The 16373-nt window shown below is 72.2% G+C and carries 12 protein-coding genes, 1 pseudogene and 1 riboswitch; of the genes and pseudogenes, 4 read left to right on the forward strand and 9 right to left on the reverse strand.

Going from position 1 to position 16373, the window contains the following annotated elements; genetic code table 11:
• Positions 1 to 103: 103 nt before the first annotated feature.
• A riboswitch (FMN riboswitch) is annotated at positions 104 to 234 on the reverse strand.
• A gap of 232 nt (positions 235 to 466) precedes the next feature.
• Positions 467 to 1714 (reverse strand): ROK family transcriptional regulator, encoded by a 1248-nt coding sequence (locus ACWD1U_RS18170; RefSeq protein ID WP_451108600.1) that lies wholly within the window; start codon positions 1712 to 1714, stop codon positions 467 to 469.
• 133 nt (positions 1715 to 1847) lie between these two features.
• Between ACWD1U_RS18170 and ACWD1U_RS18175 the strand changes: the two genes are divergently transcribed.
• A complete protein-coding gene (locus ACWD1U_RS18175; protein WP_451108602.1) occupies positions 1848 to 3053 on the forward strand; it encodes an MFS transporter in 1206 nt (401 codons plus the stop codon).
• A 102-nt stretch (positions 3054 to 3155) separates the two neighbouring features.
• The gene (locus ACWD1U_RS18180; RefSeq protein WP_451108604.1) at positions 3156 to 4535 is read left to right on the forward strand and encodes a uracil-xanthine permease family protein; all 1380 of its coding nucleotides are present in this window, start codon (positions 3156 to 3158) and stop codon (positions 4533 to 4535) included.
• Here ACWD1U_RS18180 and ACWD1U_RS18185 read toward each other — a convergent pair.
• Positions 4514 to 5645 (reverse strand): annotated as a pseudogene (locus tag ACWD1U_RS18185) (glycoside hydrolase family 6 protein). The gene ACWD1U_RS18180 and the pseudogene ACWD1U_RS18185 sit on opposite strands and share 22 nt — an antisense overlap.
• A 176-nt stretch (positions 5646 to 5821) precedes the next feature.
• Here ACWD1U_RS18185 and ACWD1U_RS18190 point away from each other — a divergent pair.
• Positions 5822 to 6520, forward strand: a complete 699-nt coding sequence (locus ACWD1U_RS18190) for a DUF5995 family protein (RefSeq protein ID WP_451108606.1) — start codon at positions 5822 to 5824, stop codon at positions 6518 to 6520.
• Positions 6521 to 6785: 265 nt separating this feature from the next.
• On the opposite strand, the gene ACWD1U_RS18195 is transcribed toward ACWD1U_RS18190, so the two are convergent.
• Both ACWD1U_RS18195 and ACWD1U_RS18200 read right to left on the reverse strand, forming a co-directional pair.
• Positions 6786 to 8483 (reverse strand): flavin monoamine oxidase family protein, encoded by a 1698-nt coding sequence (locus ACWD1U_RS18195; RefSeq protein WP_451108608.1) that lies wholly within the window; start codon positions 8481 to 8483, stop codon positions 6786 to 6788.
• Between the two features lie 47 nt (positions 8484 to 8530).
• Positions 8531 to 9319, reverse strand: coding sequence for a carbon-nitrogen hydrolase family protein (locus tag ACWD1U_RS18200; protein ID WP_451108610.1), 789 nt, complete (start codon positions 9317 to 9319; stop codon positions 8531 to 8533).
• A 297-nt stretch (positions 9320 to 9616) separates the two neighbouring features.
• On the opposite strand from ACWD1U_RS18200, the gene ACWD1U_RS18205 reads away from it, so the two are divergent.
• Positions 9617 to 10159 (forward strand): Repetin, encoded by a 543-nt coding sequence (locus ACWD1U_RS18205; protein WP_451108612.1) that lies wholly within the window; start codon positions 9617 to 9619, stop codon positions 10157 to 10159.
• Here the strand turns inward: ACWD1U_RS18205 and ACWD1U_RS18210 are convergent.
• The 5 genes from ACWD1U_RS18210 to ACWD1U_RS18230 all read right to left on the reverse strand — a co-directional run bounded on the left by ACWD1U_RS18210 (position 10134) and on the right by ACWD1U_RS18230 (position 16315).
• Positions 10134 to 11339 (reverse strand): MFS transporter, encoded by a 1206-nt coding sequence (locus tag ACWD1U_RS18210; protein ID WP_451108614.1) that lies wholly within the window; start codon positions 11337 to 11339, stop codon positions 10134 to 10136. The two genes, ACWD1U_RS18205 and ACWD1U_RS18210, sit on opposite strands and share 26 nt — an antisense overlap.
• 794 nt (positions 11340 to 12133) lie before the next feature.
• A complete protein-coding gene (locus ACWD1U_RS18215; protein WP_451108616.1) occupies positions 12134 to 12586 on the reverse strand; it encodes an Lrp/AsnC family transcriptional regulator in 453 nt (150 codons plus the stop codon).
• A gap of 10 nt (positions 12587 to 12596) precedes the next feature.
• Positions 12597 to 14063, reverse strand: coding sequence for an amino acid permease (locus ACWD1U_RS18220; protein WP_451108618.1), 1467 nt, complete (start codon positions 14061 to 14063; stop codon positions 12597 to 12599).
• A 233-nt stretch (positions 14064 to 14296) separates the two neighbouring features.
• Positions 14297 to 14794, reverse strand: a complete 498-nt coding sequence (locus ACWD1U_RS18225) for a GNAT family N-acetyltransferase (RefSeq protein WP_451108619.1) — start codon at positions 14792 to 14794, stop codon at positions 14297 to 14299.
• A gap of 78 nt (positions 14795 to 14872) precedes the next feature.
• Positions 14873 to 16315, reverse strand: a complete 1443-nt coding sequence (locus ACWD1U_RS18230) for a GuaB1 family IMP dehydrogenase-related protein (protein ID WP_451108621.1) — start codon at positions 16313 to 16315, stop codon at positions 14873 to 14875.
• Positions 16316 to 16373: the final 58 nt, after the last annotated feature.

Consider the following 16373-nt stretch of genomic DNA (forward strand, 5'->3'; position numbering starts at 1 on the left):
CGATGACGACAGAAGATACGAGCAGGAACACCGGGACGACGACGCCGGACGGAGTCCGCCGCGAGGACGGACTTCTTGGGCGGCGCGCACGGATGCCCGCTCGCCGCGCACTGCCTCCCATCCGGACTTTAACCGTCGGTCCAGGAATTTCACCTGGTCAACCGGCCGCTGGAGGCGACCGGGTCGCGGACTGTAACCGCCGGTTCGGACTTTCACCGACCCCGGAGTGCGCTGCTACTGGTACAGGGCCAGTGTGCCACGCCTGATCGATGTTCAGAGGGGCGAAGTCTGTGGGCTGCCTCACAGAACGTGTCGCACCCCTTCCCGAGCGCGACCGGCGCCCCAACTCCCCCGCCGGCCCAGCCTCTTGGCTCGGCATTGGTACACACCTATGGGGCGGTGTGGTCCCCAGCCCCCTCGACCGGCCCGGCGGCGGTGACGACGGTCCTCGCCCGCCGTCAGGCCTTCACGGGCGCAGCCGCTCCCGCGGTGTGAACAGCTCCTCCTGAGCGCGGTCCCGGGCCGTCAGCAGCGCACCGCGCAGGACCGCTCCACCCCCCAGGGCGGTGGTCCGCACCTGTGTCGACAGCGGCGTCATCCGGGCGGTCCGGTCCTGCACCCGCGCGGCGAGCTCGGCGCCGCCGGCCTGCCCGACCTCCCCGCCGAGCACCACGCACCCGGGGTCCAGGATCGCGACGACCGATGCGACACCGACGGCGACACGGTCGGCGAGGGCGTCGAGGAAAGCGGCGGCGGGAGCGGACCCCGAGCCGCGGGGCACGTCGAGGGAAGCGGCCCGTGGCTGTCGCCCCTGGGTCACCGCCCCCCGCACCACTTCGGCCGCAGCCCGGACCACCCCCACCTCCGACGCCCCCGCCGCAAGCCCGTACTCGGTTGCCAGGTCCAGGACCGCGGCCGCGGCGGCCAGTGAGTGGAAGCCGCCCTCGCAGTCCGTCGAGCTGGGCAGTGCGGTCGTGCCCGGGACCGGCAGGAAGCCGATCTCGCCCGTGCCGCCGGAGGCGCCGCGGCGCAGGGCGCCGTCGAGGACCACTGCCGCTCCCGTTCCGTGCCCGAGCCACAGCAGGACGAACGTGTCCCGGTCCCGGGCCGCCCCGTCGCGTTGCTCGGCCACCGCCGCGAGGTTGGTCTCGTTCTCGACGCTGACGCGGGCCTCGGGCAGCCGCTCCTGGAGGGTGGCGACGAGCCGGCGGTGCCACTCCGGCAGCCCGGTGGAGTCCCGGAGTTCGCCGTCGGAGGGTGCGATCAGGCCGGGCGCCCCGATCCCCACGGTGTGCAGGCGGTCGGCGCCCGCCTCCTTCACCACACGCTCGACGAGCGTGACCGCCTGCTCCACGGCGGGGCCGGTCCCCGTGTCGCCCCCGATGGGCACCGACGCCTCGGCCAGCACCCGCCCCACCAGATCCGCGACGGCCACGGCGACGCCCTCGGTGCGGACGTCGAGAGCTGCCAGGTGCGCTCGGTCGGCGACGATGCCGTACACCTTGGCGTTGGGTCCGCGCCGCTGCTCCCCCGCCTCCCCCACCACCGCGATCAGCCCGGCGGCGGTGAGGCGTTCGACGAGGTCGGCGACGGTCGGCCGGGACAGACCGGTCAGCTGCTTCAACTGCCCTGCCGTCAACGGGCCCTCCTGCTGGAGCAGACGCAGGGCGAGCCGGTCGTTGATGGCCCGGGCGGTGCTCGGGGATGCGGGCATGCCGGGATCCTTCCAGATCGGCGAAACCGTCGGCCGCGGTCGGCCGGGAATCCCTCTTATTATCAGGCAGGGTTCCTGATAGTTTACGCCCGCACGACGTGAGCACGGCAGAGACCTGGAGGGGGACCGCAGAATGGGCAACGTGGTGGACGAACTGCGCGAGGTGAAACGGTCCCGCTACGCCGTGGCGGCCGTCTTCGCCGTACACGGCGCTGTCACCGGCTCGTTCGCCACTCGCGTGCCGTGGATCCAGGACCACGCGGGCGTGAGCGCCGGTCAGTTGGGGATCGCGCTCGCGTTCCCCGCGCTCGGCGCGTCCGTCGCGATGCCGCTCGCCGGCAGCATCAGCCACCGCTTCGGCGCCCGCAACGCGCTGCGCGGACTGATCGCCCTGTGGACGCTCTCCCTGGTCCTGCCCTCCCTCGCCCCCGACCTCCTCACGCTCTGCCTGGCCCTGTTCACGTACGGCGCGACGGCGGGCATGGCGGACGTGGCCATGAACGCGCTGGGGGTCGAGGTCGAGAACCGTCTCGGCCGGTCGATCATGTCCGGGCTGCACGGCATGTGGAGCGCGGGCGCCCTGGTCGGCTCGGCAGCCGGCACGCTCGCCGCGCACCTCGGTTCGGACGCCCGGCTGCACCACGTCCTGGCCGCCGCGGCCCTCACCGTGGTCGGCGTGCTGTCCTGCCAGTGGGTACTCGACCTGCAGCCCGCCGAGGACGAGGAGCCGCCCCCGCGGTTCGCGTTGCCGCCCCGCTCGGCGCTGCTCATCGGGGCGATCGGGTTCTGCGCGGTGTTCGCGGAGGGCGCGAGCCTGGACTGGTCGGCGGTCTATCTGCGCGAACAGCTGGAGACCTCGGCCGGTCTGGCGGCGGCGTGCACGACGGGCTTCACGCTCACCATGGCCGTCGCCCGGATCGCCGGCGACAAGATCGTGGACCGCTTCGGTGCCGTGCGGACCGTGCGGACGAGCGGTGTGTTCGCCGTTCTCGGCGGGCTGATGATCGTCGTGGCGGATCACCCGGCGGTGGCCATGAGCGGGTTCGCGCTGATGGGGCTCGGCATCGCCGTCGTCGTACCGCTGTGCTTCGCGGCGGCGGGGCGCAGCGGCCCCAACCCGAGTCTGGCCATCGCGGGTGTCGCGACCATCACGTACACCTCGGGCCTGGTCGCGCCGAGCGCGATCGGCATGCTGGCCCAGGCGACCAGCCTGATGGTGTCGTTCTGCCTGGTGACGGCGCTGTCGTGCGGCCTGGTGGCGTTCGCGGGCGTGCTCCGCCCCGGCGAGCGGACGAAGAACGGCCGACCGGACGCGGTGGTGCCCGACCCGCGGCCCTGATCGGGCACGAGACCGTCCTGGTCGGCCCCGGTCACCACCGTTTTTGACGCACCCCGACAATGGTCCGGACACTCGCACGCACGACGAAAGCGAAACCGCACCATGGATCTCGGCGTCCGTTGGAAACTGCACGGCGACGGACGCACTCCGGCGCCCGGCGCGGTGGTCCGCCCCGACGAGCGGCTCTCCTGGCCCCGCACGGCCGGGCTCGGCGCCCAGCACGTGGTGGCGATGTTCGGGGCGTCCTTCGTGGCCCCGGTCCTGATGGGTCTCGACCCCAACCTCGCGATCATGATGTCGGGCGTCGCGACCGTCGTGTTCCTGCTGGCCACCCGCGGCCGCGTGCCCAGCTATCTGGGCTGCTCGCTCTCCTTCGTCGGTGTGGCGGCGGTGATCCGCGCGCAGGGCGGCAACAGCGCCACCGTCACCGGCGCGGTGTTCGTCGTCGGCGTCGCGCTGGTCCTGGTGGGGCTCGCCGTGCGGCGGTTCGGGGCGCGGATCATCCACGCCGCGATGCCGCCGGTCGTGACCGGCGCCGTGGTGATGCTGATCGGCTTCAACCTGGCCCCGGTGACGGCCTCGACGTACTGGCCGCAGGACCAGTGGACGGCCTTGCTGGTGATGCTGTTCACCGGTCTGGCGGTCGTCTGTCTGCGCGGTTTCTGGTCACGGATCGCGATCTTCCTGGGGCTGGTCTTCGGGTACGGCATCTCCTGGGTCTTCGACCTGGTCTTCGGAAAGATCCACTCGGTGGACGCGAGCGGCAAGCTCACCGACCACTGGCGGCTCGACCTGTCCGGCGTGGGCCAGGCCGACTGGATCGGGCTGCCGACCCTGCACGCGCCGTCCTTCGAGTGGTCGGCGATCCTGGTCGCCCTGCCGGTCGTCATCGCGCTGGTCGCGGAGAACGCGGGCCACGTGAAGGCGGTCGGCGAGATGACCGGCGACTCGCTGGACGACAAGCTCGGCACGGCGATCGCGGCCGACGGCGTCGGCTCGATGCTGTCCACCGCTGTCGGCGGCCCGCCCAACACCACGTACTCCGAGAACATCGGCGTGATGGCCGCGACCCGCGTCTACTCGACGGCCGCCTACTGGGCCGCCGCCGGCTTCGCCCTGCTGTTCGGCCTCTGCCCGAAGTTCGGCGCGGTCGTCGCGGCGATCCCGGGCGGGGTGCTCGGCGGCATCACCGTCATCCTGTACGGCATGATCGGCCTGCTCGGCGCCCAGATCTGGCTCAACGCCGAGGTGGACCTGCGCAATCCGCTGAACCTGGTCCCGGCGGCGGCGGGCATCATCATCGGCGTCGGCAACGTCTCGATGAAGGTCACGGACACGTTCTCGCTCAGCGGCATCGCGCTGGGCACCGTGGTCGTCATCACCGGCTACCACGCGCTGCGGGCCTTCGCCCCGGCCCACCTCAAGACGCAGCAGCCGCTGCTCGACGAGGGCACCTCCTCCTACGGCGAGGCCAAGTCGTAGGCGTACGACGCCGTGAACGTCCCCGGCCTGCCCTTGCAGCCGTCCGACTCCCCCGGCAGCTTCACCCACAGGTAGGCGTCGATCCGGGCCTCGCCGGTGCTGAGGGTGGGGCTCCGGCCGAGCTCGCGGCCCGCCGGGTCGCACCACTCGCCGTCCGCCGGGGCGCCGTTGCCGTTGCGGCTGGTGTCGATGACCGCGCCGAGGCCGGCCGGGCCGCCGAGGGCGTCGAGGACCTGCCGGTCGTAGGCGACCTCGTCGGCCGTGGTGTGGAAGTTGGAGACGTTGCTGAAGATCCCGTCGGAGGACTCGGGCGAGGCCGCACCGGCCTGACGCAGCCACGCCGCCTGCTTGCCGGGCGCGTGCCAGCCCGAGTGCCCCGCGTCGAAGTAGACGCGGGCCCGGGGATCGGCGGCCTTCAGGGCGCGTCCGGCCCGGGCCAGGGAGGCGAAGCGGTCCGCGCGCTCACCGGTGGAGAGGCACTCGGCCTGCGCGATCGAGTCGGGCTCCAGGACGACGATGACCTCGCCCGAGCCCAGCCCGGCCGCGAACCGGTCGATCCAGGCGTCGAGGCGTCCAGGTCGGGTGCACCGCCCTGAGAGTGGCCGCCGCAGTCCCGGCCGGGGATCGCGTAGGCCACGACGACGGGCACCCGGCCCTGCGCGGCCCCGCCCGACGTCACCGCGGCGACCGGTCGGTGATCGTGTCCGGAGAGTAGTCGGCGAACCAGACGGCGGCGGGTCGCTCGGCGATGCGGGACGCGATGACGGCGTGGCGGGGGTCGCCGGAGTGGGACCGGACCCACTCCAGCACCTGGGAGTCGGGATGGCGGTAGAGCCGGCCGGTCACGGTGGTGGTGCGCGCCTGCTTCTTCCCGCCGGCCCTGGGCGGTGTGGGGCTCTGCGTCCTGCGTACGGCGGGAGAAGACGAAGGGGGCGCGGACTCCGCGGCGGCCGTCGGGGAGGCCGGCGGCTCGGCGGGCGGCGGTGCCGGACGCGGGGAGGCGGACACCTCGGGGCGCCGGGCCTGATCCGAGCCGCTCCCGTCCTCGAACGCGGACAGGGCCCCCGCGACGATGCCCGCCACGACCATGACGGAGGCCGCCGCGACCATCGCGCCGCGCCGGGCGGCGCGCCTGCGCTGGGCCCTGCGGGCGGCCAGGCGCTGGGCGCGCGAGCCTGACACGGTGGTGCTCCCCCTCCCCCCGGCGGCGGGCGGCGTTCCCCCGTTTCGGGGAAGCGCCCGGCCCGCCGGTGCTGCCGCCAGCCTAGAGCTGGGACTCTGCCCGCATGCCGCGATGCGAACAAGTCCCCCCAGCCGTGGACACTCCGGTCGACGTCGTCATCCGCCGTATGCGCTCCCTTGACGCGGCCCTGCACCCGCGGGACGGGGTGGCGGTCTTCAACCGCGTCTACCTCGCCGTCACGGAGGCGGTGGACCGGTACGTCGACACCGGGCGGTTCGCCGACCCCTGTACCGCGATCACGCTGGACGTACGGTTCGCGCAGCGCTACCTGGACGCTGTCGAGGCGGTGTGGGACGAGCGGCGCCCACCGGCCTGTTGGAGGCCGCTGTTCCAGTTCCGCCGCCATCCCGGCGTACGGCCGCTGCAGTTCGCGCTGGCGGGCATCAACGCGCACGTCGGGCACGATCTGGCGCTGGCCGTCGTGGACACCTGTCGTACGCTCGGCTGCGCTCCCGCCGAGCTGGAGGACGAGTTCGACACGGTGGGCGATCTCCTCGTCTCGCTGGAGGAGCGCATCCGCGAAGATCTGATGCCGGGCCCCGACCTCCTGCAGATCGCCGACCCGCTGACGCATCTGCTCGGCTCCTGGAGCCTGGACCGTGCCCGGGAGGCCACCTGGACGACGGCCCGCGCCCTGTGGGCACTGCGCGGACTCCCCGATGTCGCCGAGGAGTTCACCGAGCGCCTGGACACGGCGGTGGGGTTCGCGGGACGCATGCTGCTCACGCCGCTGCGGAGCTGACCGGACTCGCGTCCGCGAACCGCGACTTCGGGCGCGCGGACGGCGACCTCGGGACCGCGCGATGCCCGCGCGGTATTTCCCGGGTGGTGTTCGGGCTCCTGCTCGCCCTGGTCCGGGGGAGCTTCGTAGGTTCCTGATGCGCGGCGGGGACCGTCTCGGAAAGTGATCGAGTCCTGCGGCGAGGGACCTCCGGTATGCCCGTCGGATCGCCACCCGCGCCGGGAACAGGCCGTGACGGCCGGGCCCGGCGCAGGGCCCCGTCCGGTCAGTCCTCCGGCAGCTCCACCGGCGCGATCTCGTCGTACACGTCACCGGGTCCCGGGTTGGTCGGGTCGGTCGTGCCGCCGAGGTGGTGCATGACGCCCCAGACGGCGTTGAGGGCGGTCTGGACGGCGCCCTCGGCCCAGCCGGCCGTCCAGGAGATGTCGTCACCGGCGAGGAAGATGCCGCGCTTGTCCTCGGGCAGCCGGTCCTGCATGAAGTGCGTGAACAGGCGCCGCTGGTAGCGGTAGTGGCCGGGCAGGTTGGCCTTGAACGCGCCCATGAAGTAGGGCTCGTTCTCCCAGGAGACGGTGACCGGGTTGCCGATGATGTGCTTGCGGATGTCGACCTTGGGATAGATCTCGCCGAGCGACTTCAGCATGACCTCCATCCGCTCGTTCGCGGACAGCGGCAGCCACTTCAGACTGTCGTCGCACCAGGTGTAGGAGAGGCAGATGACGGCGGGCTTGTCCGGGCCGTCGTCGAGCAGGTAAGTACCGCGCGTCATACGGTCGGTGAGCGTCATCGACATGACGTCCCGGCCCGTCTCCTCGTCCTTGTCCAGCCAGAAGGGACGGTCGACCGGCACGAAGAGCTTGGAGCTCTCCATGTAGTGGGTGCGCTCGATCGCCGTCCAGTGGTCGATCGGGAAGAGCGAGTCGTCGCACTGGATCTTCGACAGCAGCATCCAGGACTGGGCGGTGAAGATCGCCGCCTGGTAGGTGCGGATGTCGCCGTGCGCGTCCGTCACCGTGATCCGGTTGCCGGCCGTGCGGTGCAGGCGGGTCACCGCCGGGCGCGGTTCGCCGCCTTCGTGCAGGGTCGCGAGCGACGTCCCCGGCGCCCAGTGGACGATCTTCTGCGGCTCGCGCTCCCAGAGGCGCAGCGGCAGCTGCTGGGAGCCGCCGACGATGCCGCGGTGGTGGTCGTCGGCCTCGGTGTAGACGACGCGCAGGATCTCCAGGATGGAGTTGGGGAAGTCGGTGTCCCAGCCGCCCGTGCCGAAGCCGACCTGGCCGAAGATCTCGCGGTGCCGGAAGGACCTGAACGCCTCGGAGTCGCAGAGGAAGCCGTAGAAGGTCTGGTTGTCGAGCTTCTCCACGAGCCGGGACCAGATTTCACGGATGCGCGGTACGTCCCGTTCGCGCAGGGCGCGGTTCATGCCGGAGAAGTCGGCGCCCTCCTCCAGGCACCGGTTCCACGCCTGGGCGACGTCCCGGTACACCTGGGGCAGGTCGTCGATCGTCTCGGCGTAGTGCGACTCGCCCTTGAGGTCGACGACGGTCGACGGGGTCGCCTCCGCGAGGGGGTTGGGGAACGGCCGCGTCTGAAGGCCGGCGAGGTCGATGTAGTGCTGCAGCGCCGTGGAGGACGGCGGGAAGCGCATCGCGCCCATCTCGGCGGTGAGGGACTTCTCGCATCCGTCGAAGCCCACCGTCCGCAGCCGCCCGCCGATCCGGTCGGCCTCGTACACGACCGGCTTGAGGCCCATCTTCATCAGCTCGTACGCGGCGACGATGCCGGACAGCCCGCCGCCGATGACCGCGACCTCCGTGCCGTGCTCGGTCGCGGGTATCTGCCCGAGACCCGCCGGGTGGGCGAGGAAGTCGTCGTACGCGTACGGGAAGTCCGGGCCGAACATGGTGATCGGCGGCTGCTGCGCGTCTGCGTGCTCGACGGCGTTGGGCACGGTGGACGTCATGGGGTGCGGACTCCTTGCACAGATACGAACAGGCGTTTTGAGGGGTTTCAGACGAGCGGCCGGTACAGGCCGGGACGCCGGTCCCGCAGATACGGGTTGGCCTCGCGCGACGCGGCGAGGAAGGCGGGGTCGACGTCGGCCAGGACGAGGTCCTCACCGCGTCCGGCCCGGGCGCGGGCGACCCCGTCGGGGCCGGCGAGCGTGGACAGGCCCACGAATTCGAACTCGCCCTCCCGGCCGACCCGGTTGACGTACGCGACGTACATCTGGTTCTCGAAGGCCCGCACCGGGATCATCGACTCGGCGACGAACTGGAACGGGTGCATCTGCGCGGTGGGGACGACCAGCAGATCGGTGCCGGCGAGGGCGTGGGCGCGGACGTTCTCCGGGAACTCGACGTCGTAGCAGATCAGGAGCCCGACGCGCAGGCCGTCGATCTCCGCCTGGACGACCGGCTGGTCCCCGGGCGTGAAGTGGTCGCGCTCGAAGCAGCCGAAGAGGTGGGTCTTGCGGTAGTTCGCGAGCCGGGCGCCGTCGGCGGAGATCAGCTGGGCGGAGTTGAACACGGTGTCGCCGGCTCGCTCGGGGTAGCCGTAGGCGATCGCCAGGCCGTGGCTCGTGGCGATCTCGGCGATCGCGTCCGCGCAGTCGCCGTCGGCGGGCTCGGCGAGCCGTGCGATGCCGTCGCCGATCGCGTAGCCGGTGAGGAACATCTCCGGCGTGAGGAGCAGCCCCGCGCCGGCGGCGGCGGCCCGGCCCGCGGCCTCGTCGAGGACCTTGAGGTTCTCGACGGTGGAGCCGGGCCGGCCGGAGCTCTGGAGCAGGGCGGTGCGCATGCGTGTTCCTCACCGGTACGCGGGAGTTTCGGGGGCCGGATAGACGGTACGGTCGGCGGCTTCGGCGGGACAAGAAGCAGCCGTTGCGCGTCCGTGAGCGGATCATTGCGTCCGCACAGGGCTTGGCGGCGATTCGTTGCGGGCCCGTCCGGTCCTCCCTCGGGCGCAGGCCCGGGCGGTGTTTCCCCGCCGGGCGGCGGAGGCGGGGTCCGGTCTGCGGTGCGATGTGGCGCGGGCGCCGCGCCGGGACAGTGGTGAGCGTCCAGTCGACGTGCGTCACCTGAGGAAGGGACCACCATGAACCGCCGTACGAAGACCGCTTTACTCGGCTCCGCGCTGCTGCTCACCGTCGCCGCCGCGGCCGGCTCCGCCGGAGCCTCCGCCCCCGTCGAGAGCGGGCCCGAGGCCGCCGCGCTCACCGGCGAGGCCAAGCTGTACCGCTCGGCCGGGGACGACATCACCTTCTCCTTCGACGCGCACCTGGCCGCGAAGGACACGGCCGACCCGATGAAGGCCACCGGCACCTTCGAGTGGAGCCACTACCTGAACGGCCAGGGCGCCTGGGCGAAGGCGAAGGTCGACTGCCTGATCACCGGTGGCAAGGTCGCCGTCGTCTCCGGTGTCATCACCTCCTCCGACCTGCCCGGCGCGAAGGGCAAGCGTGTCGGGATCACCGTGCACGATGTCGGTCACCGCGACCGGCTCGGCTACAGCTGGGCCTCGACCGGCACCCCGACCGCCACGAAGGACCTGCCGAAGTGTGTCAGCGCCGCGCCCTTCGAGAAGGTCAAGGAGGGCACCGGCGACTTCTCGGTCACTCCCTGGCAGCCCGAGCTCTGACGGACGAGGGCCTGGCCGCCAGCAGCAGCGCCGTCACCAGGTACGGCACCGCGAACCACGCGAAGGCGGTGCCGTGCCCCGTGGCCGTGCCGAGCAGCCCGTAGCCGCCGTAGACGGTGATCGTGCCGAGGTCGGTGCCCAGCCCGGCGACCGAGGTGAGGGTGGCGCGCCGGGTGTCGTCGATGCGCCGCTGGAGCCGTACGTCGGCCAGGACGCTCGCCGCCTGGAACCCGCCGAAGGCCACGGCCACCAGGGCGACGCCGGACGGGCTGCCCGCGCCGGCACCCGCGGCCAGGGCGAGGGCCGCGCCCGCGAGCAGCGCCGCGAGGCCCTTGCCGCCCAGGCGCTCGCCCGCCCCGGCCAGCAGGCCTCCGGCCGTGGCGCCCGCCCAGATCAGCAGGAGCAGGTAGGGCACCAGCACGTCGGAGACGCCGGTGTCGCGCACCAGCAGCGGCGTGTACTCGTCGAGGGCGCCCCAGACGGCGGTGACGGCCGGGAGGAGCAGCAGCGCTCCGCGTACGGACCGGTCGGCCCGGGCCACGGCGAGTCCGTCCTTCAGGGTCGCGGTCCAGCCGTCCGGTGCGGCCGCCGGGGCGCGGTGTTCGGGGAGGCGGACCGCCGTCGCCGCGCCCAGCAGGCACACCAGCACGCTCGCGGCGCCGACGGCGGCGTGACCGCCCCGGGCGAGCACCGGCCCGGCCAGTGCCATCGCCGCCATCGTGGCCAGCAGGCCGGCCGCGCGGGCCCGGCCCATGACGTGGGCGTACCGGTCGGCCGCGCCGAGCCGTTCCAGTTCGTCGTAGACCAGTGCCTCCCGGGCGCCGGAGACCAGGGCTCCGCCGGCGCCCCAGAGGACGAAGCCGAGCGCGAAGGCGCCGTAGGACGGCAGGAGCGTCCAGAGGGCGAAGCCGACGGCGGTGAGCAGCGGCCCGAAGGCCAGCAGCAGCCGCCGGGAGCATGCGTCGGCCCAGGCGCCGGAGGGGACCTCCAGGGCCACGCCCGTGGCGGACCACAGGACGAACAGGGAGGAGATCTGCCAGACCGACAGACCGGTGTCGCTGAACAGCAGCGCGTACACCGGGTAGAGCAGGACGAAGTCTTCGAGGAACGCGTAGCCGTACAGCGTGCTCGTCAGCCGGCGGACACCGGTCGTGGGCACGCGTGCGGGTGTGAGAGTCATGGGGCCTTCCCGAGGGGGCGGTTCGGACACCGGACGTGCGGGACGTACGGCGGCCGAGGCGGCCCTCGGGAGGCGCGGCGGGTGGATCAATGTCGCCAGGTCATGACACCGATGGTAGGCGGGCCGGGGCCAGGACCACAGCGAGAATGCCTCGATGGGCGTACGCCGCCGGGAGCAGGGCGGGCGGCGCGCGCCTCCGCCGAGCGGCGGCGGACCTCCGCACACCGGAGGAGGCCTGCGCCCGAACCGGCGCGCGAGACTGTGAGGGGAAGCCGAACCCGCCGGCGAAGGGGATCTTCATGGACGCCGCCGCACCGCTGTCCCTCCCGTACGTCGACGAGCACACGACGGTCGTCGCCGCGGACGCCGATGTGGTCTGGAGGGAGCTCGGTGAGGTTCTCGACCGCTCCTTCGGGGGTGGCCGAGCGGCCGCGTACGCACGCCTGGTCGGCTGCGCCGACCGCACGGCCTCCGGGCCCAGCCCGCTGGCCGAGGGCTCGACGTTCCCCGGTTTCCGGGTGGCTTCCGCGGTTCCGGGCTCGGAGTTGGTCCTGATCGGACGCCATCACTTCTCGACGTACACCCTGCTCTTCCGCCTCGACGAGGCCGGCCCGGGTCGCACCCGGCTGCGTGCCCGGACCCGGGCGAGGTTCCCCGGCCCGGCCGGCGCTCTCTACCGGCTGCTCGTCCTGGCCACGGGCGGGCACGCGCTCGGCGTACGGCGGCTGCTGACGGCGGTCGGCGGACGCGCCCGACAGAGCGCTGGGCCGGCACGGCGCCAGGTCGGCAGTGCCCTAGGTCGGCGATCCCGAGGAGAAGCGCCGCAGCAGCGGCGACAGGACGAGCACGGACTTGGTCCGCTCGACGAACGGCTCCCCGGCGATCCGCTCCAGGACCCGTTCGAAGTGCCGCATGTCGGAGGCGAAGACCTGGGCGATCGCGTCCGCGTCCCCGGTGACGGTGGACGCGGCCACGACCTCCTGGTAGCGCTCCAGACCCCGCTGGATGGTCTCCGGGGAGGTGTTGCCCCGGCAGTAGATCTCGACGAACCCCTCGGTCTGCCAGCCGAGGGCAACCGGGTCCACCCGTACGGTGAAGCCGGTGATGGCTCCGGTGGCACGCAGCCGGTCCACGCGCCGTTTCACCGCGGGCGCGGACAGGCCGACGAGTTGGCCGATGTCGGCATAGGAGCGCCGGGCGTCCTCGGCGAGGGCGTGCACGATGCGTTCGTCGAGATCGTTCAGCACAGTGGGTTGGTCACTTTTCGGATGGTGCGAGTCGGGAACGGCGGTAGCCGTACACGAAGTAGAACACGAGCCCGGCGGCCATCCAGACACCGAAGACCACCCAGGTCACGGCCGACAGGCTGCCCATCATCCAGAGGCAGAAGGCGAAGCCCAGCGCGGGCAGGACCGGGGACAGCGGCACCCGGAAGGTGCGGGGCATGTCCGGCCGGGTCCGGCGCAGCACCACGACGGCCACGTTGACCAGCGCGAAGGCGAAGAGGGTGCCGATGCTGGTGGCGTCGGCGAGCTGCCCGAGCGGGATCGCGGCGGCCAGGACACCGCAGAACAGCGACACGATCAGGGTGTTGGCGCGGGGCGTGCCGGTCTTCGGGTGGACCTTGGCGAACACCTTCGGCACCAGCCCGTCGCGGGACATGGCGAACAGGATGCGGGTCTGGCCGTACAGCACGGTCAGCACCACGCTCGCGATGGCGATGACGGCGCAGAAGGCGAGCAGCGTGCCCCAGAACGTCTGCCCGGTGACCTCGCGCATGATCTGGGCGAGGGCGGCCTCGGAGTCGGTGAAGTTCTTCCAGGGCTTGGCACCGACGGCGACGGCGGCGACGAGGACGTACAGCGCGGTCACGATGACGAGCGACAGCATGATGGCGCGCGGCAGGTCGCGCTGGGCGTTCTTGGCCTCCTCGCCGGCGGTGGAGGCGGCGTCGAAGCCGATGTAGGAGAAGAACAGCGTGGCGCCGGCGGCGCTGACACCGGCCATGCCGAGCGGCATGAAGTTCTCGTAGTTGCCGGAGCGGAAGCCCTGGACGCCGATGGCGCAGAACATCACCAGCGCGGCGATCTTCACGATGACCATGACCGTGTTGGCGCGGGCGGACTCGCGGGCGCCGCCCAGCAGGAACGCCATCGCGAGCAGCACGACGATCAGCGCGGGCAGGTTGAACACTCCGCCGTCGCCGGGCGGTGCGGACAGGGCGGCGGGGATGGTGACGCCGATGGTCCCGTCGAGCAGTTCGTTGAGGTACTCGCCCCAGCCGACGGCGACGGCGGCGACGGACACGCCGTACTCCAGGACCAGACACCAGCCGCATATCCAGGCGATCAGCTCGCCCATCGTTGCGTACGCATACGAGTACGAGGAGCCGGAGACCGGGATGGTGCCCGCCAGCTCGGCGTAGGACAGGGCCGAGAAAAGGGCTGTCAGGCCGGCGATGACGAAGGCGAGCGTGACGGCCGGGCCCGCCTTGGGGACGGCCTCGCCGAGCACGACGAAGATGCCGGTGCCGAGGGTGGCACCGATGCTGATCATGGTGAGCTGCCACAGCCCGAGGGTGCGGCGCAGCGCCCCTCCCTCACCCTGGCCACCCTCCGCGACCAGGCGTTCCACGGGCTTGCGACGCATGAGGCGCGCACCGATGCCCGGGGCTGGCGGGGCGGTCTTACTGCTGCTGTGCGGGGGTGCTCCTTGGTCGAGCACGCGCGGCTCCTTCGTCGCTGCGGATCAGGGCGGCGGGAGCGCCGGCGTCCCCGTCCCACGGGGAACCCACCGAGCGGGGTCCCCGCCACGCCACGTACGAGGCGACAGCCTACGAGCAGCGGCGTTGCCCGTGTAATGCAGCAACCTTGCGCATGCCCGCAAGATCATTGCGTACATGGGAGCGTACCGGAGGTTCGTTGCACAGCGGTTTTCGTCCGTTGCGCAGGACTTGTTCAGGGCAGCTCTTTCACGAGGAAAGTGAGCTTCTCGACACATTCGAGCGTGACGCCGTCGTGGTCCTCGTAGGACCAGCGGCCGAGGTAAGGCGCGAGCGGCAGGTGACCGAGCCGGGCGTAGAGGGCGGCGGCGCGCGGGTTGTCGTCGGCGACCCCGAGGCCGATGGCCGTGCGGCCCTGCTCGCGGGCCATTTCCTCGGCCGCCCGGACCAGGGCGCTGCCGATGCCGCGCGAGCGCAGTGTCGCGGGCCACACGGTCAGCGCGTTGATCTCCGGGCAGCCGGGCCGCACCGCGCGTACGGTCGCTTCGTCACAGCCGTACCAACGCAGCTCCGTGTGCCCGACGGGCCGTTGGCCGAGCCAGGCGACGAGATACGTGCTCAGGCCCCGCTCCTGGCGCGCGAAGCGGCTCGCGTGGAACGAGGTGGCGCCCGGGGAGCCGATGTACTGGTCGAGCAGTGCCACGTCGGCGGCCCGGCAGCCGGTGATCTCCATGTCGTACGACGGTAGGGCGCCCGCACGCACAAGGCCCCCGATTTTCCGTCGAGGGCCTGGCGCGGGGGCGTCGGCGCGTCAGCTCCAGCTGGCGTGCAGCGGCTTGCCCTCGGCGTAGCCGGCGGCGCTCTGGATGCCGACGATGGCCTTCTCCGCGAACTCCTCCAGCGAGCCGGCACCGGCGTAGGTGCAGGAGGAGCGGACGCCCGCGATGATCGAGTCGATCAGGTCCTCGACACCCGGGCGGGCCGGGTCCAGGAACATGCGGGAGGTGGAGATGCCCTCTTCGAACAGCGCCTTGCGGGCCCGGTCGTACGCCGACTCCTCCGAGGTGCGGTTGCGCACGGCACGGGCGGACGCCATGCCGAAGGACTCCTTGTAGGCGCGCCCCTGGGCATCGTGCTGCAGGTCGCCCGGGGACTCGTAGGTGCCCGCGAACCAGGAGCCGACCATCACGTTGGACGCGCCGGCCGCGAGGGCCATGGCCACGTCACGAGGGTGCCGGACACCGCCGTCGGCCCACACGTGCTTGCCGTGCTTCTTCGCCTCGGCGGCGCACTCCAGGACGGCGGAGAACTGCGGCCGGCCGACGCCGGTCATCATGCGCGTGGTGCACATGGCGCCGGGTCCGACACCGACCTTGACGATGTCCGCGCCCGCCTCGATGAGGTCGCGCACGCCCGCCGCGGCCACCACGTTGCCCGCGGCGATCGGCACCTGCGGGTCGAGGTCGCGCACCAGCTTCAGGGCGCTGATCATCGACTCCTGGTGGCCGTGCGCGGTGTCGATGACGAGCGTGTCGACGCCGGCGTCCAGCAGTTGCTCGGCCTTGCCCGCGACGTCGCCGTTGATACCGACGGCGGCGGCGATGCGCAGCCGGCCCTGCGCGTCGGTGGCCGGCGTGTAGAGCGTGGCGCGCAGGGCGCCCTTACGGGTGAGGATGCCGGCGAGCGTGCCGTCCTTGTTGACGGCGGGGGCGTACCGGCGGTTGGCGTGGTCGAGGGTGTCGAAGGCCTCGCCCGGGTCCTTGTCCGCGTCGATGAGCAGCAGGTCCCGGGACATGACCTCGGCGAGTTGCGTGAAGCGGTCGACGCCGGACAGATCGGCGTCGGTGACCACGCCGACGGGCTTGTGGTTCTCGTCGACGACGACAGCGGCGTTGTGCGCCCGCTTGGGCAGCAGCCCCAGCGCGTCCGCGACGGTCTGGTGCGGGGACAGGATGATCGGGGTGTCCAGCACCAGATGGCGGCTCTTCACCCAGGAGACGACGTCGGTGACCACTTCGATCGGGATGTCCTGCGGTATCACCACGAGGCCGCCGCGGCGGGCCACGGTCTCGGCCATGCGGCGCCCTGCGATGGCGGTCATGTTGGCGACGACGAGCGGGATGGTGGTGCCCGTGCCGTCCGGGGAGCTGAGGTCGACGCCCTGCCGCGAGCCCACCGCGGAGCGGCTCGGCACCATGAAGACGTCGTCGTACGTCAGGTCGTACCCGGGCTGGATGTCATTGAGGAAACGCACGTGCCGCACATCCCAGTCGATCAGAGGTGACCCCCTGGCCGGCCGGACAGGGGGAAAG

The sequence above is a fragment of the Streptomyces sp. NPDC002788 genome (assembly GCF_053592115.1).